The organism is Balneolaceae bacterium (assembly GCA_034521495.1).
Classification (GTDB): domain Bacteria; phylum Bacteroidota; class Rhodothermia; order Balneolales; family Balneolaceae; genus Rhodohalobacter.
Genome location: JAXHMK010000009.1, coordinates 385,626 through 404,611, shown reverse-complemented (window position 1 = coordinate 404,611; position 18,986 = coordinate 385,626). Strand labels below are relative to the sequence as shown.

Here is an 18,986-nt window from a genome sequence, read left to right as displayed (position 1 = left end):
CGCGAAGTCTCCGAAAGACTTCGCGGATCTATATACTTTCTACGAAAAAGCTTCTTTCGATTCTTCCGAGTCTACGCTTTCACCTTTGCTTTTGCTCAGCGAAGCACCGACAAAGGCCACAAAAAGCGGATGCGGTTCATTCACCGTACTCTTCAACTCCGGATGGAACTGAACACCTACAAACCATGGATGAGATTCAATTTCAATCATCTCCACAAGATCCCGCTCTGGATTAATTCCGGCGATCATCAAACCGGTATCAAACAGTTTTTCCCTGTACTTGTTGTTGACCTCGAAGCGGTGTCGGTGGCGCTCCTCAATCATCTCTTCTCCATAAGCAGCACTTGCCTTGGTTTTTCCGGTAACCTTACAATCATACTTCCCGAGCCGCATCGTTCCGCCTTTATCTTCAATCTCAAGTTGCTCGGGCATAAAATCGATCACCGGATACTCGCAAGTTTCATCAAATTCGGTACTGTTAGCATCGTTTAAACCGGCACAGTTTCGGGCAAACTCAATCACGGCACACTGCATTCCCAAGCAAATTCCAAAGAACGGAATTTCATTCACTCGTGCATATTTAACAGCTGCCAACTTTCCATCAATCCCCCTGTCGCCAAAGCCGGGTGCAACCAGAATGCCTGACACATCCTTCAACCGTTTCTCAACATTTTCGGATGTAATAAAGTCGGACTGAACCCATTTGATATTTACCCGGGTATCGTTCATAGCTCCGCCATGGATCAATGCTTCCACAATCGATTTATAGGCATCGTGATGCTCTACATATTTTCCTACCAGTGCGATGGTAATTTCATTCGAGGGATGTTTAATCTTATCAATAAACCCTTTCCATTTCTTCAGATCGGCATTTTTTGCGGGCAGATTCAGCTTCTCAATCACGCGGCTATCTAATCCTTCGCCCTGCATCAGCAGAGGTACTTCATATATACTTTCGGCATCCAAAGAGGCGATAACATCTTCGTATTCTACATTACAGAAGAGCGCAATTTTTTTACGGATCGATTCATCCAGTTGATACTCTGAGCGGGCAACCAACAGATCGGGGCTCATTCCGCTTTCTGAAAGTGTCTTCACAGAGTGTTGGGTCGGTTTTGTCTTCAACTCACCGGCAGCGGCTAAATAGGGAACCAGTGTAAGATGAATTGAAAGAGTATTTTTCCGTCCTACATCATATCGTAACTGCCTCATCGCCTCGATGTACGGTAAACTTTCAATGTCACCTACCGTACCGCCGATCTCAACAATCACGACATCAAAATTTTCTGATTCGCCAAGACCTATTACATGAGATTTAATCTCATCCGTTACATGCGGGATTACCTGCACGGTTTTTCCAAGGTACTCACCGTGCCGTTCTTTCATTATTACATCATAATAGACCCGGCCGGTGGTCACATTATTTTCCTGCGAAGTACGAATTCCCAGGAATCGCTCATAGTGTCCCAGATCAAGATCAGTTTCCGCACCGTCATCCGTCACATACACTTCGCCGTGTTCGTACGGATTCATGGTTCCGGGGTCCACATTAATGTAGGGATCCAGTTTTTGAATGGTTACGCGAAGGCCGCGGGCGACTAAAAGCCTTCCGAGAGATGCACAAATAATGCCTTTGCCGAGTGATGATGTAACTCCTCCTGTTACAAAAATGTATTTAGTTGCCATAAGGTAGGTTGGGGACTTGGTTGTGGGTTGCAGGAAAATAGCAGGCCTTTCATTCCCATTCAAACCAAAACCGAAATTGAGGCAAAAAACTTATTTTTTTAGGCAGATTTTTCAAAATATTCCTCCACAACTGCTCTCAATTGATCCGGCCTGTTTGAAAATATTCCAAAGGCTCCATTTTCAATCCACCTTCTCATCGCTTTTTTTCTATTCACAGTGTAGATCAAAAATCGTTTCTCTGAACTCTTTAATTCCATTCGCCACTTATTACTCATTTCTGATTTACTGCAATGGAAAAAATCAGCTTCGTATTTCTTCAATAACTCTACAGGTGTCTGATTATCTCGTTTTTTCTGGTGATAGAGCAGCCCGGTAAGCATCTCCGGGGCAATTTTTTTGGTGCGATCTACCGCCCGGTAATCAAAACTGGAGATAATGACATTCCTTTCCATTCCCAATTGATGAACCAGTTCTGCAACTTTTTCCTCTACTCCACCTTCTTGCAAGTCACCAACCGCTTCTTTTTTGATTTCGATATTGACAAGAATCTTCCCGGCAGCCCACCTCAAAACTTCTTCAAGTGAAGGGATCTTCTCCCCCATAAACTCAATCGAAAACCATTTTCCGGCATCCAGTTGCTGGAGTTCATCAAACAAAAAAGAGGATACAACTCCATTTCCATTAGAATGACGATTCAGCTTATAATCGTGAAATACTACCGGAACGCCATCTTTCGATAGCTGAACATCCAGTTCAATCATATCAGCCTTCATCTTGTGGGCTAATTTAAATGCAGAGATCGTATTTTCGGGTGCATAATGGCTGGCTCCCCGGTGGGCAATCACAAGAAATTTTTTCTCAGCCAGATGTGTGAGAGTGGATTTTGACATAATTTCGGGAAAAAATCACGAAACGGATGAATTGGTTCCCGGTTTTCTTTCCAGGTAAGCCGCAAGCTCTTCAACCTGGTTTTTTTGCCAGTATAAAAGCACAACATTCAAAACAAAAATAAATCCGAGAACATAATAAACCCATTCAGCAAAAGGTCGGTAACCAACCAGGTATCCATAGACCAACCCTGTAATCACTACTACATTAAATATAATCTGAATCCACTTAGAACGATGTTTTCTCTCAAGCTTTGAAATTTTTTCTTCATCCGGCAGATCTTCATGTTTTCGCAGATGAACTCTCTCATACATCTCAAACCGTTCTTTCTCGTTCATAGATATTTATGAATGATTAATTTTGAGAATCTACCACACGCCGAATAGCCTTGTTAATAAGTGTCTCAAACGAATTCTGAGTGGAAAGTACCTGGTAGATTAAAAATCCGCCTACCATTGTTGAAATACTTCCCAGTAAGGTCAATATAGCCGAAATCCAAAGTGGTGTTATAAATCCTAAAATGGTTATACTTACCAGTGTCAGGCCTGTTAAAATTAACAGAACACCTGACAGTAATGGAATGAAAGTTTGAATATTTGATAACAGCAGCAAAAACCGATTAAGTGGTCCCTTTCTGGAGTTGCTAACTTGCAGCTGCAGATCTTTATAAGACGAGGTTGTTTTTTTGGGTTGATCTGTCATAAGATTGAGTCTTTTTCAAACACCATTATTAAAAGTACGAAGTGTTCATCATTAAGAAAAGTTTTAGAATTCATTGGACGAATCAAACGAATTTATTTACGGACGAAATCCTGTTGAAGAACTTCTCCAAAACCGAGCCGGGGAAGTAGAGAAAATTTACATCAACAGGAAGCTAAACAAGCAATCTTTCTCCACTATCTTATCTCTTGCTTCTGATAACCGAGTTCCTGTGGCTGAGGTTCCCGGCTCCAAACTTTATGAGTTGGTCGGGAAAGTAAATGACCAGGGAATTGTGGCAGCTGTCAGCCAAATTCAATACGAAGAGTTTGAAGATTGGCTGGAACGTATTGAACCGGACCAACATACCGGAATTCTACTGCTGGATGAGATTGAAGATCCACACAACTTCGGTGCCATTTTACGAACCGCTGCCGCTTCCGGGATGGATGCTGTGATTGTGCCCAAACATCGGCAAGCACCAGTGAGTGCCGCCGTCTACAAAACCAGTGCGGGAACTGCAGGACGGATTCCAATCGTCCGGGCTGTTAATTTAAATCAGGCCATCCTGAAACTGAAAGACAACAAATTCTGGATTGCCGGCCTGGATATGGACGGAGATTCTCTCCTCTGGGAGCAGACGTTCGACGTACCCATGGCTTTTGTGATTGGAAATGAAGGCCGTGGGATGAGACAAAAAACCGGCGAACACTGCGATTTTCTTCTGTCGATTCCCATGTACAACAATGTTGAATCACTAAATGCATCCGTAAGCGCCGCATTGGTTTGTTACGAATGGCGCCGGCAGAAGATGAAGTGATGTGTGAGAGACATGGTATTTTTAGTGCCAGTACAAAACCTTATCTACATACACTTACCACTTGATAGAACATAATTTTATTCTGTTGAGAAAAATACCATCTCTTAGTAGCTGCAACTCTGAGGAAAACACAACAGAAACTTTTCTCAAAATCTATTACCGTTGGCTTCGTACCTGTTTAGCGATCTGACAGACGAAAAAAGCCAATCTCTTGGTACAGACCGTTTTTCACCCTCACCCCTTCGCCCCTCTCCCCGCGGGAGAGGGGTTGGGGGAGAGGGCGAAACGATGAATGGCCTGGAACAAGGAGTCTTTCATGCGCTAAACACGTTTAAAGCTGATGGTAATAGATATTTCCCATTTCAGTACAGTAAGTATGCTTTTCTCTTTTCAAGAAAAGCGTCCAACTGAAAATCTAACTCTTCGACAGCAAGTTCATCACTCATCAATGGGTCAATTTCTGTTGAGCCGGCCAACAGGTAAATAAAATCCCGCGTTTCATACTCCGGTGTCGATTGAACAAGGGTTGTGAAAATAGTAAGCCCGGTTCTTACGGGATCAAAGTCATAGCCATTCAGTGAAATCTTCACTCCATTACAAACTCTATCCTGGTGCTTCGGACTAATCGCCACACCCGGAATGGATTTCGGTGTAAATTCCGCCGCCTCAACTGAAACATCTTCAGAGAGATTGTTGAGTTTCTCCAGATCACCATCAGAAAGATATGTCGCGGGTGCACCTGCGGTTAAAAAGGGATCATCCGTTCCGCGCCCTTCTGATAAGCTTGTCCCCTCAAAAAAAACCGTTCCCAGGTACATATAGGCGTGATCAAATGTGGGCAGATTTGGTGATGGGGCCACCCAATCCAAACCTGTATCCGGCCATTTCATATCGCGGGTCCAGCCCTCCATTTCTATCACGCGGACATCTGGTTGAGCTTCCGTATCCAACCAATTTTCACCTATCGCCATTTGGGCCAGTTCACCGAGCGTCAGCCCATGAGCTACAGGAATCGGGTACGCTCCAACAAATGACTGATACTCATCCTCCATCAGCCAGCCGCTTACATAATTGCCCCCTGCCGGATTCGGCCGATCCAAAATCCAAACCGGAACTCCGGCGTCCGCTGCAGCTTCGATCACCAAACCCATCGTGGCGTTGTAGGTGTAAAATCGAGCACCGACATCCTGCATGTCGAAAATCAGAAGATCCACTTCCTCCAGCATTTCAGGAGTAGGTTTTCGGGTATCTCCGTAGAGCGAAAAGACCGGCAAACCTGTTTCCTGATCCACGCCATCTTCAATTTTTTCCCCCGCTCCGGCCTCTCCGCGAAATCCATGTTCCGGCGCAAACAGAGCTGAGACATTCACATCCAGCGCCATTAGCGTATCCAACATGTGCGTATCGCCAATTCGGGCGGTGGGGTTCATCACCAGTCCAACACGCTGCCCTTCCAAATCATCCAAGTGATCTTCGATCAGCATCTCCGCTCCGGTTCTGACTTTCGTCGGTTCGGATTCTTCGGTTGTCGATCCATTGGGTTGGCCGCAAGAAATGAGTGTGAAAGAGAGAAGAGTCAGAAGTAGAAATCTAAATTGGATAAGCATTTTATATTGGATTGGTTAAATGTACGCCGGACAGCCTGTCCGGCACCTGTTACCATTGACACGATTACTACAGTTGGAGTGTGTAATTATTTCATTCATTTCTCCTACACTTCATTTTGTAGTGGAATTCATATTTATAAGTAACGGGCAAGCTGCCCGTTGTACGCCGGACAGCCTGTCCGGCACCTGTTAACATTGACACGATCGCTACAGTTGGAGTGTGCAATTATTCATTCATTTCTCCTGCACATCATTTTGTAGTGGAATTCATATTTATAAGTAACGGGCAAGCTGCCCGTTGTACGCCGGACAGCCTGTCCGGCACCTGTTAACATTGAAACGATTACTACAGTTGGAGTGTGCAATTATTCATTCGTTTCTCCTGCACATCATTTTGTAATGGAATTCATATTTATAAGTAACGGGCAAGCTGCCCGTTGTACATTACGCCTTATTCGCCACTACTTCAGATTCTGCAAAGAAATAGTTGGCTTCAATTTTTCCATTTTCTACAGAGTCAGATCCATGAACGATATTTTCTCCAACGCTGTCGGCAAAGTCTGCTCGGATGGTTCCTTCGTCCGCTTCCTCGGGATTGGTTGCGCCAATCAGTTCGCGGAAATCTGCAATCGCGTTCTCTTTCTCGAGGATCATCGGCACACATGGTCCGCTGCTCATAAACTCAACAAGTTCGCCGAAAAATGGCCTCTCTTTGTGAACCGCGTAAAATCCACCGGCGGTGTCTTCAGTAAGTCTTGTCATTTTCATCGCTACGATTTTGAATCCCGCTTCCTGAATTCGTTTGGTTACTTCTCCGATCAGGTTTTTTCGTACACAATCGGGTTTCAGGATCGTCAATGTTCGTTCTACTGCCATAGTAAATACTATACTTTTGATATTTTTAATTTCTGTGATTTTAAGTCAGGAAAGATACTGTTTAATGCAGAAAATCACGAAATGAGTTTGCTCGATTAATCTCTCGGATAGGCATGTGATGGCGCAAGCGTCTCGCTTGTGCTCTAACTAACTATTAAGAAAGCACCCCAATGCTTCGGGACGCTATCTCAAATTCACGTTAATATAAAATCACTAAATTTTTTGCGATTTTGTGTTTTAGTGGCCTCAATTGTTCGCTACCTTTCGATACATACTTCTCATTACACAAATATTATAATGGCTAAAAAACCACATCCAAGTATAGCATCCCACACATCTACGATGGGAAAGAAAAAGCGAATCGGGCTGGTAGCCCACGATTACCGCAAACGAGACCTGATCGATTGGGTTGATTACAACCGCGGCACTCTGAAAGACCATGAACTCTACGGTACCGGAACTACCGGCGGTTTGATTGAGGAAAAACTGGGACTTGAAGTCCACCGTTTTATGAGTGGGCCGCTGGGCGGAGACCTCCAGCTCGGAGCCACCATCGCCGACGGCAAACTCGACATCCTCATCTTCTTCTGGGATCCGCTCCAGGCCCAACCGCATGATGTGGACGTTAAAGCCCTGCTCAGAATCTGTGTGGTGTACAACATTCCCCTGGCGTGCAGCCGATCGTCTGCCGATTTCCTGATTTCATCTGAACTGCTGGAAAAGCCGTACGAGCGATTTGTGGTGGATTATGGAGAGAGGTTGAGGAATTTGAAAGTAGACGAGTAGATGGATGGCGGTTTGGGGGTTGTGGAGTGCGGATTGTTCTTACTTGATTTCATGATCTTTGAATAACTTCAAAAACTCTTTGAAGTCGGCCGGCAGCGTCATCTCCATAGTTTATCCTTCGTAATCTTTCCATATGCTTCAAACGTTCTTGAGGTGTTCGGGAATGCCAATAGGTTTTATCGTTGGATTCATCCTTCAGGGAATCCACTTGTAAAACCTTTCTGTCAACTTTTAAGGACTGTAAATCTTCCTTATCCATGCTAATTGAATGCTTAGTAATTTTACTGTTCAGTAGTTTCTGCTTTGCACTCTGAAAAGCAATATTATTTAAATTATAACAGTAGCGTCTGGTAAATACAACTTTTAAAGATTTTGAGTGGTAACTCTAAACTTTTGGTTAAGCCCTAAGAATTTTCTTGGATAATGGAGAGAACTTGAGAAATTTGAAGGTGGACGAGTGAGGTAGGATGCAAGATGCAGGGCCCATGGAATGCCGACTCGTCTGAGCCGATGACATTTGTTTCTTAGTTTTAGACTCGTAACATCCTTGTAAAGTGACTAAGTTGACAAAAACACCTACCCAAATTAAAATATAATCTATGATTGCTTTAAAACATCAGTTGACAAAACTTCTAAAGGAACTCAGTGAAAAAGAGAAAGAGAATCAAAAGAAATTATTGCTTCTTAAAGGTTTAATAAAAGGTGAAAAAGCGATTCTTGAAGACCGAACTATTACACATTCTGAGGCTAAAAAACGAATGTCACACTGGCTTGATTAGAATAGATTGAACTAACCTTTACTGAACTGAATTAACCTGACACTGAAAAATTTTATAAGAAGAATGAAATTTAAATTTCTCTTCCTTTCAATCCTCACAATCACTGCCCTCCTAACAGGCTGCGCCACAACCCAACCCGAAATCACAAATAACAATTTCAACAGTACGCTTTGGGTTCAGACGGCGGCGGAGTATGAGGCAAATGCCATTCAAGCATACAACAGTGCCGAGAGTAATATCGGCGTAGCGCTGCGGGATAAGTCGTGGACAGCGGCTTTGGAGCAGGGGTCAAATTATTCACTAAAACCACCCGCCATCATCCTGGATATCGATGAGACGGTGCTGGACAATTCTAAATACCAGGCTCAGTTGGTATTGGATGATGAAGAGTTCAATCCTGAAACCTGGGATGAATGGGTTGCAATGGAAGCGGCGACGGCCGTTCCGGGAGCTGTGGACTTTATTAACAGTATGGCAGATTTGCAGGTGGATGTGATTTATATCACCAATCGGGAGTGTATGGCGAGATCAGAAGGCGGACCTGAATGTCCCCAGGAACAGGATACGATTGACAATCTGCTGAAGGTTGGAATCAACGAAGTGGATGCGGAGCATCTGATGTTGAGGGGCGAACAACCGGGTTGGACATCCGAGAAAGAATCCAGAAGAGAAGAAGTAGCATCCAACCACCGGATCATCATGTTATTCGGCGATGATCTGGGAGACTTCCTGCCGGATGTCAAAAGTAATATCACACCCGAAGAGCGAGCCGAATTGGTTGATGAGTACAGCGAACACTGGGGGCGTAAATGGTTTATTCTCGGTAATCCCACGTATGGCTCCTGGGAAAGTATTTTGAATGATCCGAAGTCAAATTATCTCAGGGATTATTGAACAGTAAATCACATATCAATTCATGGCTTATCAGAAATCGCTGAGATCTAAACTCCATCCAAATTGTAATAAATGAAATACTAAAATGAAGTTTATCTACTTTTTTACATTGTAAGGTCTGCTACAGATGGATCGAAAGTACAATTGAATCCAACAATTCGTTTTGAATGCCATCACTTTACGAAATACAGAAAAAAGTAATGCATGATCAATTTGAATTTTCAAGACATGCTGTTGATCAAAGTATTATTCGTAATATTTCTGTACAGGAATTAAAACAGGCGATAAACACAGAAGCAAAAATCATTGAAGATTATCCAAATGATAAATATGGCCCAAGCTGTCTCATTCTCGGGTACACCAAACAAAAGAGGCTGCTTCATATTCAGTGCAGTTACCCTTCGCGTACGGTTTTGAAAATTGTTACTTTGTATGAACCTGATCCTGATAAATGGATCAACTTTGAAAAGCGGAGAAATCCATGAGTGCAGAAGAAAAATTATCTGAACGAAATGTAACCTACAGTCTTGAGCTGGATGGAAAATTTTATATCATTGAAAATGTTCCAGCCCGTGTTAATGAAGAGACCGGTGAACAGTATTTTGCTCCAGAAACGGTCGAGCATATCCAAAAGAAAATCAGGGGAAATGTCACTCCAAGGAAAACCGTAGAAACCCCCGTTTTTGATTATTCGGATTAAAACCAAAAGTCTGTACAACGGGCACAAGCGGGGACGCTTGCGCCATGCAAATATTTGTGATTTGTTATTTATCCCGAAAGGAGCACTTTGCGGAAATTTGATACTTGGTTTTTTTGGTTAATTATTTCTCAACCTTTCTAAAATTCCATCCAACACCTCATTATCGTACACCTCTCCCTGCTTAATAACGGAATGAATCTCCAGCGTATTTTCAATATCCTCCAACGGATTGGCATCCAAAATCAGCAGATCGGCCCATTTCCCTTCATCGATGGTGCCTAATTCACTTTCCATCTCGAAATAGCGGGCGGGATTTAGAGTGGCCGATTGCAGAACTTCCATTGGGGTGAGCCCGGCATCAACCATCACTTTCAGTTCATGATGCAGGCTTCGTCCCGGAGTTAAAAGTCCAATTGGGGTATCGGTTCCGGCCATCATGGGTATCCCCGCTGCATTAATTTTACCTGCCATGTTGAACAGCCAGTTGCTGTACTCAGCGCCAAATTCAGAAACTTCTTCCTGGGCAGCTTCTTCGGCACTTCTGTACCACTCCTGTTCGATGGAATCCGGTAGAAGTGTAAACGTCTCCTGCCATTCCGAATCGGTATAAAACTTTTCAACCGATCGGGTATTCAAGGCAAGAGTTGGAATTTGCCAGGTATCATTTCCTGCAAGAATTTGCAAGACTACATCGGCCCGCTCTTCGTCATAATTTTCAATAGCAGTCTCACGCATAGCCGAATGAATTCGGGATCGTAAAACCCCGCCGGGATCGTCTTGTCCCTCTTCCAACATCGCCAATCGCTGCTCTTGCAGTTCCTCCCAATTTGAGGCCATCGACACTTCCAAATTTCTCATATGCTCCATGCTGTTCAATCCCGCATTGGATGCACTCACCGCATTCATACTCAACGGTACGTGGCCGGTCACTTTCAGTCCTTTTTCTTCTGAGAGGCGAATTACTTCTTCAAACTGTTCGGGGGTCAGCATCTCGTATGCTTTCAGCAGATCCACACCAATACTGTCCAACCTGTTGACCATTTCTGTTACGTCTTCTACTGTTTCTAAACCAACCGAAAGCGGTGGCCGGCCGGGACTGCTACCGTCATACACATTTGGCTCGCCGTCCAGTAGCGGACCGGCAATCATCACTCGCGGTGTTTCTGTTGGATTTTCCACCGACCGATTTTTCCACTGTTTCACAAACTCAATTCGTCCGCCCGTATCCCGAACACTGGTAATTCCATAGGCCAAAAACAGATCGAACATGCTCGGCGCCAACTCTTCGATATAAGAAAAATGGACATGTGCATCCCATAAACCCGGAATCAAATATTTCCCCGAACCATCGATAATCTGATTATTCTCAGCGGAAACAGAAAGCTCATTTGATGAACCAACCTCAACAATCTTTCCATCTTGAATAACGACTGTCTGATTTTCATTCACACCATTTTCAGCATCAATAGCTGTGATGTTTTGAATGATGGTAGCATTTTCATATTCGGCCTGATTAGATTGGCATGCGGTTAATAATAAAATGAGAAAAGTGAGCAGTATCGTAAACCTTTTCATATCCTTAAGTGCATTTTTTGAGAGAGTTAACAACAGCTTTTAATCTATTTAAAAACAAGGGGTTTGCCAATTTTATTCATCCCAGGTGGACACTACCACTCTTAATGTAATCGAATAAAAGGCGAAGAATGCCAGTGGTAGAACGTAGAACATGGGATAAGTGGCAGAACCATCAGAGAAAAAAGGAGCCACGCAAAGTGGAGCAACTACAAAAAGCATCAAAGCAGAAAACCAACCAAATTTTCTTAGTTGAAAAAGCAGTACGGCCATAGCGATAGTAAAAATGGGAAATAAAATGACAGCCGCTGCGAATATCAAAAACAGAATTCCGCTTGGGATGATCCACCAAATTACAAAGATAAATCCTGCAATGGGGATCTCGATATTTAAAAGTGTCTCGAGCTGAATCAGCTTTTTTTCATGGGACGTTTGACCGCTTATCTCAATTAGCATGCTGTTCTAAAAAATTCTTTTCTGATGAATAAATCAGCATGAATTTGAGAAAAAGAATTCTCACCTGTATTAGAAATATCTTAATCCCTGAATTGCAACGGTTTCAATGGCTACCTTGTTTTCAAGAAAACAATCAAATAAACACAAAAGATGAACCGTCTCGCTCAAACAAAAAGTCCTTATCTCAAACAACATGCTGAAAATCCTGTGGATTGGTATCCCTGGGGAGAAGAAGCATTTGAAAAGGCTAAAGCTGAAGACAAACCGATTTTTCTGTCTATTGGGTATGCCACTTGCCATTGGTGCCACGTAATGGCCCATGAAAGTTTTGAGGATGAACAGGTGGCCGAATTGATGAATGATGCGTTCATCAATATAAAAGTAGATCGCGAGGAGCGTCCCGATATTGATAATACTTACATGACCATCTGCCAGATGCTGACCGGACAGGGCGGATGGCCGCTTACCATCGTGATGACCCCGGATAAAAAACCGTTTTATGCAGCTACGTATCTGCCCAAAGAATCTCGGCAAAACCGAATGGGAATGCTGGATTTTGTACCGGCCATTAAAAAAGCGTGGGAATCAGACCGGGAAAATGTCCTTCAATCCGTTGAGAAGATTGAACAGGGATTTTCAAAAAGCCTGGATATTGGGAAAGGCAAGGGTCATCTGCCGGATGATTTGCCAGAACAAACCTATCAACAATTATCACAAAAGTACGATTCAGAAGAGGGCGGATTTTCTTCACAGCCGAAGTTTCCCTCCCCGCATAATTTACTGTTCCTGTTGAATTATTCTCGGTTGAACGATGAGAAAGATGCGCTGCAGATGGTTCATCACACTCTCAAAAAAATGCGTCTGGGCGGTTTGTGGGATCATGTTGGATTTGGGTTCCACCGTTACTCTACCGATCACAAATGGCTCCTTCCCCATTTCGAAAAGATGTTGTACGACCAGGCGATGCTGTTGATGGCCTACGCCGAAGGATGGAAAGAAACCGAAGATCCGCTCTTCAAACAGACTGCTTACGAAATTGTTGAGTATGTTGATGATTGCCTGACTTCAGAAAATGGCGCTTTCTATTCTGCCGAGGATGCCGACAGCGAAGGCGAAGAGGGTAAATTTTATGTATGGGAAACGGAAGAGATCGATTCAGTATTGGAAAAATCGGAAGCTGAGCTATTCAAACAGTTATACAATATCCAGAAGGATGGTAATTTTCGTGATGAAGCCACCGGCCGGAAAAACGGGAAAAATATTCCGCATCTTCAGGAAACTTTGAAGAAAGGACAACAGCAAAAAATTGAACAGGTACTTGAAAAACTCAAAGCAGAAAGAGAGAAGCGGGAACGTCCTCTGCTGGATGACAAAATCCTGACCGACTGGAATGGTTTGATGATTGCAGCACTGGCCAAAGCTGGTACTATTTTCAACGAAAAAAAGTTTATTGAAAAAGCTGAGAAAGCCTGGTCTGTTATCAAAAAAAATTGCCTCACGATAGAGTCTAAACTACTTCACAGATTGAAAGACGGCGAGGCAGATATCGACGGTATGGCGGATGATTATGCGTTTACTATTTTTGGGTTGATTGAATTGTACGAAGCCACATTTAAACCTGATTACCTGGAAAAAGCCGTGGACGTACAGAAGCAGTTTGATAAAGATTTCCTGGATTATGAATATGGCGGTTACTTTTTCACCGCTTCTGGTGCTGAAGAGCTGCTCGGCCGGCAGAAAGAGATTTACGACGGGGCACTTCCCTCATCAAACTCGGTGGCAGTTTTAAATCTGCTTCGGCTCTCACGACTGACCGGTGAACCCAAATTTGAAAGCCGAATCTCGAGGCTGTTTGGAGCCTTTACAGAGCAGATCAAAGAAGCACCCACGGGTTATACATTTGCCGTTCATGCGTTTCAGATCTCAAAATCGGAGCTGGTTGAAATTGTAATGACAACTACTGAAATGAACAGCCTTCTGGATGGTCCTCTTGAAATGTGCCGCAATAAAACGCCTATGGGCTCAGCCATACTGGTCAAAACACCTGAAAATGCCTCCAGTCTCCAAAAAGTGGCTCCTTTTACAGAAAATTATAAGATAGACGATCTTCTGATGATCTATGTATGCAAAAACTTCAAATGCGAAGCGCCGGTTCATACACTCCCCAAGCTGGAGAAAATTCTGGAAGCTGAGATATAGATGCGTTGGATACTTGTACTGAAGCATGGGGTTTTTGATGTGATTTCCGGAACTGTAAATCATCTTGCACAAACAGATGTGGCTAAAGCCTTTTGATTTCCGGTCGTTCCCTTGTCCGCTAAAACAGACGGGAATAGATACTCCTCTCCCTCGCCTCTGGCTTTCTTACCTACTTGTTTCGAAAGTCTCCTTCGGAACATTCCTTTTGAAAGCTCTCTGCTTCTGGTAAAACGTCTGGAGGGTTGAGTTGCTGTTATGTTGTATGACGAGTGAATGGAAACGGAGCTTTGGGTTGGCGTTCCGAAGGAGGACCTTCGGAACGAGTAAAATCCTGCTCCCTGCTCCCTGCTCCCTGCTCCCTGCTCCCTGCTCCCTGCTCCCTGCTCCCTGCTAAAATTTGCGAATCATGGTTTAAAACTATTTGTTTATTCATTAGCATTTTAAGAACATCACATGAGTACAATTAATCTACAGAATAAACAAACTACCATGATTGAAAACGGCGAAGGATATGTATCTTATTCAACAGAAGGACAGATCGGGACCATTGAATTTTTTCATCCCAAGGGAAATTCACTTCCCGGAAATATTTTGAAAAAACTCACCGAAACGATTAAAGAAGCCGGAGCAAAGGAAAAGACTCATGCAATTGTCATACAAAGCGGCGGCGACGGGGCCTTTTGCGCCGGTGCTTCTTTTGATGAAATGACATCCATTACTACCGAAGAGGAAGGGAAAGAGTTTTTCATGGGATTTGCAAATGTGATTAATGCGATGAGAACCTGCCCTAAAATGATCATTTCGCGCGTTCACGGAAAAACGGTAGGCGGAGGAATCGGGATCATCGCTGCTTCTGATTTTGCCATAGCCCAGGAAAATGCTTCTGTTCGTTTGAGCGAACTCTCGCTCGGAATCGGCCCATTTGTGGTGGGACCGGCCGTTGGCAGGAAACTGGGAACATCTGCATTTGCCACCTTATCACTGGACGCAAAAACCTGGTATGATGCTCACTGGGCATTAAGAAATGGTCTGTACAACAAAGTTATGGATAGTAAAGAAGAACTTGACAATGCAGTAAATGAAATGACACAAAATTTCGCGTCCAGTAATCTCGATGCACTAACTCACCTCAAAGATATCATGTGGCAGGGAACCGGACACTGGCATGCCACACTTGAACAACGAGCTGAAATCAGCGGTCGTTTGGTCCTCTCGGAATTCACAAAAAGAACAATTTCTGATTTTAAGAAGAAAAAATAAGAAACCTCATTTAGAGAACCGCGATGTACTTTTACGCACCAGTAGTTCCGGTTTGAGGCTGGCATGAGTTACCTCTGCATCTCTGTTTTTAATCTGTTCAATTAAAAGATGTGCTGCTTTTTCTCCTTTTCCATAGGTGGGTTGTGCAATGGTGGTGAGCGGAGGAATCATATATTTAGCTATCGGAAGACCATCGAAGCCAACCACTGAAAATTTCTCCGGTACAGGGATATTATTTTCATAAAGTGCCAACAGGGCGCCCATTGCCAGTGTATCACTTGCACAGAAAACTGCTGTCATATCGGGGTAGTCCGTAATCCACTCCTCCATCGTATCGTGCCCGTCGTGCTGCGAATAACTTCCTACAACTGTATAATTATCTTTTGGTTTAATTCCCCCATTTTCCAGAGCGTCGCGGTAGCCTCTCATCCGGTGTTCAGTTTCCTGAACATTTTGATCGCCAAAGATGCCACCGATATTTTTATGCCCCAACTGCACAAGATGATCTGTGGCTTTATATGCCGCTTCATAGTTATCAACATCCACGGAGGATATTTCGGGATATTTGGGATTGTGACCTACCAAAACCAATGGGATGTCAGCATCTGCAAACGTATTTAACGTAAACTCAGTCACCTCTTCGTTGAGGCAAATTACACCGTCGAGATGGTGTTCATTTAGTATCAGATCATGAAGTTCTTTCTTCATATCAGCACCGTAAAAGGAAAGCCGTACATAATATCCATGCCGAATACACTCCTCGAAAATCCCAAGATAGAGAAGGGTCCAATAACCGTTCCCAAGACTTTCTTCCCCAAAAATGCCCGACAAGACTCCAATCTGATGCGTACTGCTTGTGGCCAAACTTCGCGCTACCGAATTGGGGCGGTAATTATACTCTTCAACTACTTTCATTACCCGTTTACGGGCTTCATCACTTACATTGGGATGGTTATTCAGCACTCTCGATACGACAGACCTCGACACATGAGCAAGCTTGGCAACTTTATCGATGTTTAACCTTTCCATTCCACTCAAATATTGAGTTAACCTCTGCGGCAATCAGAACTACAGTATCTGCTTTACTAACTGAAATAATATCAAATTAGTTGCTCAAAAATCAGCAACAGTTACTGAACTGAAACTTTCCGGCTTGATCTTCCTGCAGAATTGAATATTGAGATCGTAACTGAATCTCCTTCATTGATCTCTACGGGACCCTGATATATGGGGGAATCTGAATTCGGGGTTCCATTAATTTCATACCGAATTTCAAGTCCTGGATAAGCACTATTAACCATGAGAACACCATCTTCAATTACGGCGCCCGGTACCGGTAATCTGTAGTTTATATCATTAAAAATATTATCGAGCCTGTCAAGCTCGTACTGCCCCACGCGATTTGCGAATTCATTCCATGCGGCATCGCGTTCAGACCGAAGTTGAGTCAGATTTTCCATCTCTCCCCAAGAGGGATTTCCAACCCATGCCCGTTCAGCAAGCCCGAGCAAGCGCGGCAGAACCATATATTCCCATCGCTGAGGTTCATTAACCGTTTCAGACCAAAGCTGTCCCTGGATTCCTAAAATGTTACTTCTGCCCGTTTCGCTCAACTGAATAGCATCATCATACTGGCTTGGATCGACCGGGTTTCCGTAATTATCATGCTCGGCATTTTTGTAGAGATCGTAAGGAATGAAAGAGTAGGTATCCTTCGTGTCGAACATAGCTGCCCAGTAAAAACCCGGTTCCTGCCACGATTTATTGTAGGCCATATCCAGGTAGAGGTTTGATGCGTTTGACATCACAACATTATACCCGGCATTCGCAAGCATGTAAGCATAATCTTCCCGTCCTGATCCCCAGATACTCGACCATACATATGGGACAACGTTTTCCTTGTATTCAGCATCTTCTTTGGGGCCACTATGATCTTCATCGAGACCCACTTCCTCCCATCCGGCCATCTGCAAACCGCGCTCCTCAAGCATTGATTCTAATCTGGTAAAAAAGTGTCCAAACAGGTCTGCGGCTTTATCAATAGAATGCTCCTCCATATACAGATCGCAAGCAGGTGACTCTGTCCAAGCCCCTTCGGGAACCTCATCCCCTCCAACATGAATCATGTTCAACGGGACCCCCGCTTCTTCATGCATAGCGATCACCTCGTCAAAAATCAGTCCCATAAAATTATAGGTAGATTCCCGGCAGACATTCATCACGTTATCATCAAAATTCTGAACAGACATATATTCCGATTCATCTGCAGGATCGGCCAAGCGATACATCTCAGCCTGCTCCGATTCTCCAAATTCAGAAAGGCGATTAAACCGAACTTCCATCCCTTTAATGGCAGCACGGGCATGACCGGGAACGTCAATTTCGGGGATCACTTCAATGTGCCGCTGACCAGCAAATTGCAAAATCTCGATATATTCATCTCGAGAATACCAGCCGCTTCCAAACGATTCTCCCGGTGTAGGATCCGGTCCTGATCCATACGATGGAGCGAGGAAATGTTCTTCGGTTTCTGTGTGGCCGCGTCGTCCGCCAACCTCTGTCAGCTCAGGCAGTTCGTCAATGGCCAACCGCCAGCCTTCGTCATCCGTCAGGTGAAAGTGAAATTTGTTAAGCTTGTACATTCCCATCACTTCCAGGAGACGCAATACACTTTCTTTGTCTTGAAAATTTCGGGCTACATCGAGATGCATTCCGCGATAATCAAAACCGGGCTGATCGAATATTTGAACCGCTGCCAGTTCCATATCGCCACTATCCCGGTTTGATATGAGCGACCGGAGACTCTGAATAGCATAAAATATTCCAGCATTCCCCGATGATGATAACTCAATTCCATCATCAGTGATTTGGAGAGAATATGCCTCTTCGTTCTCATCTACAGCCGGATCAAGATTCAATAAAATTCCTGATCCGTTCCACTCACCGTTCAGCTGTTCAACCGTATTTTCAATGTTGTACTCTTCAGATAAAAGGCTACTCAAATATTCTGCTTCTTCTAAAACATCCTGTGCGTAGCTAATTGTAATTCCATTCGTCAATTCATAACTGCCATCCCCCATTTCTAAGGATGACGGGGTTGGAGTGATTTTACTTACCTGATCGGGTGTTAGTGTAGTGAGTTGTTCATTTTCACGGTATCGGCTACCTGCCGTTGGAATCTCAAGATTATCGCCCTGGTTCCGATTCACCTGCTCTTCTCCCACAAATGGTTCAACCGAAACTTCAGTCACCTCTTCAATTCGGTCATCATATACAAAATAGAATCCCTGTGGAGCATCGGTTTTTTTGATGGCATGAAATTGTGCTTTGTACTCCTTTACAAATTCTTCTCCGGCCGGAATCGGGTTAAACGAATCGGTAGGTTCAAGCTTAAAGAAATCCCCGCTAATATGCGTTACTTCAAACTCCGGTAAAAAGCTTTCAGCATCCAAAACACGGATTGAATTCAGGTAGAGTGTCCACCCGGCAGGAGTGAATGTTTCACTTCCTGTGTTACGAAATGCAAGTGAAGCGCGGAGTTGATTATTCTCCTCGAAATTTGAGATCAGGTTCCATGTAATCTCAATTGGAGAATGATTAATCTCCTTGGAAAGAGAATATTGGGAATCATCATTCTCTTGCTGCGAGCTACAACCCGCAATTAAAAGAAGAGTCAGAGTTGTAAAAAACAGGTATGCTTTTGTTAATGTGAAATTCATAAATATCTAAATGACTGAAAAGTTTAACAAATGTTTTAAAATATC

At 43.7% G+C, this 18,986-nt stretch carries 20 protein-coding genes; 8 read left to right on the top strand and 12 right to left on the bottom strand.

Annotated features, from left to right (window positions below):
• Positions 1-39: 39 nt before the first annotated feature.
• The 4 genes from U5K72_06750 to U5K72_06735 form a co-directional block, all read right to left on the bottom strand.
• Positions 40-1,686, bottom strand: coding sequence for a CTP synthase (locus tag U5K72_06750; protein ID MDZ7718498.1), 1,647 nt, complete (start codon positions 1,684-1,686; stop codon positions 40-42).
• Between the two features lie 98 nt (positions 1,687-1,784).
• Positions 1,785-2,576 (bottom strand): glycerophosphodiester phosphodiesterase family protein, encoded by a 792-nt coding sequence (locus tag U5K72_06745; protein ID MDZ7718497.1) that lies wholly within the window; start codon positions 2,574-2,576, stop codon positions 1,785-1,787.
• Between the two features lie 15 nt (positions 2,577-2,591).
• Complete coding sequence (locus U5K72_06740; GenBank protein MDZ7718496.1) at positions 2,592-2,912, bottom strand: hypothetical protein; 321 nt, start codon at positions 2,910-2,912, stop codon at positions 2,592-2,594.
• A gap of 16 nt (positions 2,913-2,928) precedes the next feature.
• Complete coding sequence (locus U5K72_06735) at positions 2,929-3,276, bottom strand: hypothetical protein (GenBank protein ID MDZ7718495.1); 348 nt, start codon at positions 3,274-3,276, stop codon at positions 2,929-2,931.
• Positions 3,277-3,349: 73 nt separating this feature from the next.
• Between U5K72_06735 and rlmB the strand changes: the two genes are divergently transcribed.
• Positions 3,350-4,093, top strand: coding sequence for a 23S rRNA (guanosine(2251)-2'-O)-methyltransferase RlmB (rlmB, locus tag U5K72_06730; GenBank protein MDZ7718494.1), 744 nt, complete (start codon positions 3,350-3,352; stop codon positions 4,091-4,093).
• A 362-nt stretch (positions 4,094-4,455) separates the two neighbouring features.
• Here rlmB and U5K72_06725 read toward each other — a convergent pair whose 3' ends face one another.
• Positions 4,456-5,700: a DUF1343 domain-containing protein gene (locus U5K72_06725; protein ID MDZ7718493.1), complete on the bottom strand. Its 1,245-nt coding sequence runs from the start codon at positions 5,698-5,700 to the stop codon at positions 4,456-4,458.
• Between the two features lie 444 nt (positions 5,701-6,144).
• Complete coding sequence (gene ndk / locus U5K72_06720) at positions 6,145-6,576, bottom strand: nucleoside-diphosphate kinase (protein ID MDZ7718492.1); 432 nt, start codon at positions 6,574-6,576, stop codon at positions 6,145-6,147.
• Positions 6,577-6,873: 297 nt separating this feature from the next.
• Between ndk and U5K72_06715 the strand changes: the two genes are divergently transcribed.
• The gene (locus U5K72_06715) at positions 6,874-7,362 is read left to right on the top strand and encodes a methylglyoxal synthase (protein ID MDZ7718491.1); all 489 of its coding nucleotides are present in this window, start codon (positions 6,874-6,876) and stop codon (positions 7,360-7,362) included.
• Between the two features lie 49 nt (positions 7,363-7,411).
• Here the strand turns inward: U5K72_06715 and U5K72_06710 are convergent, their stop codons facing one another.
• On the bottom strand, positions 7,412-7,621 hold the full coding sequence (locus U5K72_06710) for a hypothetical protein (protein ID MDZ7718490.1): 210 nt from the start codon (positions 7,619-7,621) through the stop codon (positions 7,412-7,414).
• Between the two features lie 340 nt (positions 7,622-7,961).
• On the opposite strand from U5K72_06710, the gene U5K72_06705 reads away from it, so the two are divergent.
• The 4 genes from U5K72_06705 to U5K72_06690 all read left to right on the top strand — a co-directional run bounded on the left by U5K72_06705 (position 7,962) and on the right by U5K72_06690 (position 9,735).
• Positions 7,962-8,141 (top strand): hypothetical protein, encoded by a 180-nt coding sequence (locus U5K72_06705; protein ID MDZ7718489.1) that lies wholly within the window; start codon positions 7,962-7,964, stop codon positions 8,139-8,141.
• A 63-nt stretch (positions 8,142-8,204) separates the two neighbouring features.
• Positions 8,205-9,035 (top strand): HAD family acid phosphatase, encoded by an 831-nt coding sequence (locus U5K72_06700; protein ID MDZ7718488.1) that lies wholly within the window; start codon positions 8,205-8,207, stop codon positions 9,033-9,035.
• Between the two features lie 167 nt (positions 9,036-9,202).
• Positions 9,203-9,520, top strand: a complete 318-nt coding sequence (locus U5K72_06695; protein ID MDZ7718487.1) for a DUF4258 domain-containing protein — start codon at positions 9,203-9,205, stop codon at positions 9,518-9,520.
• Positions 9,517-9,735, top strand: coding sequence for a hypothetical protein (locus tag U5K72_06690; protein ID MDZ7718486.1), 219 nt, complete (start codon positions 9,517-9,519; stop codon positions 9,733-9,735). Before U5K72_06695 ends, U5K72_06690 begins: the two co-directional genes overlap by 4 nt.
• A 117-nt stretch (positions 9,736-9,852) precedes the next feature.
• Here U5K72_06690 and U5K72_06685 read toward each other — a convergent pair whose 3' ends face one another.
• Both U5K72_06685 and U5K72_06680 read right to left on the bottom strand, forming a co-directional pair.
• Complete coding sequence (locus tag U5K72_06685) at positions 9,853-11,310, bottom strand: amidohydrolase family protein (protein ID MDZ7718485.1); 1,458 nt, start codon at positions 11,308-11,310, stop codon at positions 9,853-9,855.
• 72 nt (positions 11,311-11,382) lie between these two features.
• Positions 11,383-11,763 (bottom strand): hypothetical protein, encoded by a 381-nt coding sequence (locus tag U5K72_06680; protein ID MDZ7718484.1) that lies wholly within the window; start codon positions 11,761-11,763, stop codon positions 11,383-11,385.
• A 150-nt stretch (positions 11,764-11,913) separates the two neighbouring features.
• Between U5K72_06680 and U5K72_06675 the strand changes: the two genes are divergently transcribed.
• A complete protein-coding gene (locus U5K72_06675; protein ID MDZ7718483.1) occupies positions 11,914-13,962 on the top strand; it encodes a thioredoxin domain-containing protein in 2,049 nt (682 codons plus the stop codon).
• 253 nt (positions 13,963-14,215) lie between these two features.
• Here U5K72_06675 and U5K72_06670 read toward each other — a convergent pair whose 3' ends face one another.
• A complete protein-coding gene (locus tag U5K72_06670) occupies positions 14,216-14,395 on the bottom strand; it encodes a hypothetical protein (GenBank protein ID MDZ7718482.1) in 180 nt (59 codons plus the stop codon).
• Between the two features lie 20 nt (positions 14,396-14,415).
• Between U5K72_06670 and U5K72_06665 the strand changes: the two genes are divergently transcribed.
• Positions 14,416-15,222, top strand: a complete 807-nt coding sequence (locus U5K72_06665; GenBank protein MDZ7718481.1) for an enoyl-CoA hydratase/isomerase family protein — start codon at positions 14,416-14,418, stop codon at positions 15,220-15,222.
• A 6-nt stretch (positions 15,223-15,228) separates the two neighbouring features.
• Here the strand turns inward: U5K72_06665 and U5K72_06660 are convergent, their stop codons facing one another.
• Positions 15,229-16,251 carry a LacI family DNA-binding transcriptional regulator gene (locus U5K72_06660; protein ID MDZ7718480.1) on the bottom strand — a complete coding sequence of 341 codons (1,023 nt, stop codon included), beginning with the start codon at positions 16,249-16,251 and terminating at the stop codon, positions 15,229-15,231.
• A 101-nt stretch (positions 16,252-16,352) separates the two neighbouring features.
• Positions 16,353-18,941: a family 20 glycosylhydrolase gene (locus U5K72_06655; GenBank protein ID MDZ7718479.1), complete on the bottom strand. Its 2,589-nt coding sequence runs from the start codon at positions 18,939-18,941 to the stop codon at positions 16,353-16,355.
• Positions 18,942-18,986: the final 45 nt, after the last annotated feature.

Coding starts and splice junctions, on each gene's coding strand:
- U5K72_06750 (MDZ7718498.1), bottom strand. CDS start 1,686: ATGGCAACTAAATACATTTTTGTAACAGGAGGAGTTACATCATCACTC.
- U5K72_06745 (MDZ7718497.1), bottom strand. CDS start 2,576: ATGTCAAAATCCACTCTCACACATCTGGCTGAGAAAAAATTTCTTGTG.
- U5K72_06740 (MDZ7718496.1), bottom strand. CDS start 2,912: ATGAACGAGAAAGAACGGTTTGAGATGTATGAGAGAGTTCATCTGCGA.
- U5K72_06735 (MDZ7718495.1), bottom strand. CDS start 3,276: ATGACAGATCAACCCAAAAAAACAACCTCGTCTTATAAAGATCTGCAG.
- U5K72_06725 (MDZ7718493.1), bottom strand. CDS start 5,700: ATGCTTATCCAATTTAGATTTCTACTTCTGACTCTTCTCTCTTTCACA.
- ndk (MDZ7718492.1), bottom strand. CDS start 6,576: ATGGCAGTAGAACGAACATTGACGATCCTGAAACCCGATTGTGTACGA.
- U5K72_06715 (MDZ7718491.1), top strand. CDS start 6,874: ATGGCTAAAAAACCACATCCAAGTATAGCATCCCACACATCTACGATG.
- U5K72_06710 (MDZ7718490.1), bottom strand. CDS start 7,621: ATGGATAAGGAAGATTTACAGTCCTTAAAAGTTGACAGAAAGGTTTTA.
- U5K72_06705 (MDZ7718489.1), top strand. CDS start 7,962: ATGATTGCTTTAAAACATCAGTTGACAAAACTTCTAAAGGAACTCAGT.
- U5K72_06700 (MDZ7718488.1), top strand. CDS start 8,205: ATGAAATTTAAATTTCTCTTCCTTTCAATCCTCACAATCACTGCCCTC.
- U5K72_06695 (MDZ7718487.1), top strand. CDS start 9,203: ATGCCATCACTTTACGAAATACAGAAAAAAGTAATGCATGATCAATTT.
- U5K72_06690 (MDZ7718486.1), top strand. CDS start 9,517: ATGAGTGCAGAAGAAAAATTATCTGAACGAAATGTAACCTACAGTCTT.
- U5K72_06685 (MDZ7718485.1), bottom strand. CDS start 11,310: ATGAAAAGGTTTACGATACTGCTCACTTTTCTCATTTTATTATTAACC.
- U5K72_06680 (MDZ7718484.1), bottom strand. CDS start 11,763: ATGCTAATTGAGATAAGCGGTCAAACGTCCCATGAAAAAAAGCTGATT.
- U5K72_06675 (MDZ7718483.1), top strand. CDS start 11,914: ATGAACCGTCTCGCTCAAACAAAAAGTCCTTATCTCAAACAACATGCT.
- U5K72_06670 (MDZ7718482.1), bottom strand. CDS start 14,395: ATGAATAAACAAATAGTTTTAAACCATGATTCGCAAATTTTAGCAGGG.
- U5K72_06665 (MDZ7718481.1), top strand. CDS start 14,416: ATGAGTACAATTAATCTACAGAATAAACAAACTACCATGATTGAAAAC.
- U5K72_06660 (MDZ7718480.1), bottom strand. CDS start 16,251: ATGGAAAGGTTAAACATCGATAAAGTTGCCAAGCTTGCTCATGTGTCG.
- U5K72_06655 (MDZ7718479.1), bottom strand. CDS start 18,941: ATGAATTTCACATTAACAAAAGCATACCTGTTTTTTACAACTCTGACT.